A 678-nucleotide genomic window follows, 5' to 3' on the forward strand; every position below is an offset into this window, starting at 1 on the left:
CCAAGGAGGCCGGCAACATGGTGGACCTCGACTCCAACCCCACCAAGCTGCTCGAGATCGTAGAGACCGGCAAGCAGCTCCTGATGACGCGCGGCTCGCTGACCACCTTCTCGATCGCCAACGACGTGGCCAAGTACTTTGCCATCATCCCGGCGATGTTCGTCGGCGTGTACCCGCAGCTCGCCGCCCTCAACGTGATGGGGCTGCACAGCCCGTCGTCGGCCATCCTGTCGGCGGTGATTTTCAACGCGCTGATCATCGTGGCGCTGATTCCGCTGGCCCTCCAGGGCGTGGCCTACCGCCCCGTGGGCGCCGCCGCGCTGCTGCGCCGCAATCTGCTGGTCTACGGCCTGGGCGGCCTGGTCGTGCCTTTTGTGGGTATCAAGCTGATCGACCTGTTGCTGGTCGTNCCCGTGGGCGCCGCCGCGCTGCTGCGCCGCAATCTGCTGGTCTACGGCCTGGGCGGCCTGGTCGTGCCTTTTGTGGGTATCAAGCTGATCGACCTGTTGCTGGTCGTCGCGCACCTTGTTTGAAGACAGGACATTGCCATGAAAAACCTGCTGCGTCCCGCGCTGGTCTTGCTGCTGCTGCTCAGCGCCATCACCGGCGTGGTGTATCCCTTGCTCGTGACGGGGGCGGGGCAGGCGCTGTTTCCGCGCCAGGCGGCCGGCAGCCTGA

1 protein-coding gene and 1 pseudogene are annotated in these 678 nt (G+C 65.7%); both read left to right on the forward strand.

Going from position 1 to position 678, the window contains the following annotated elements:
- A pseudogene (locus QZH66_RS17725) lies at window positions 1-533 on the forward strand (hypothetical protein); the annotation flags it as partial.
- A gap of 15 nt (window positions 534-548) precedes the next feature.
- The coding region (locus tag QZH66_RS17730) for a potassium-transporting ATPase subunit C (protein WP_305807132.1) at window positions 549-678 on the forward strand (130 nt) is incomplete at its 3' end.

The organism is Stenotrophomonas sp. YIM B06876 (genome assembly GCF_030711595.1).
Classification (GTDB): Bacteria; Pseudomonadota; Gammaproteobacteria; order Xanthomonadales; family Xanthomonadaceae; genus Stenotrophomonas.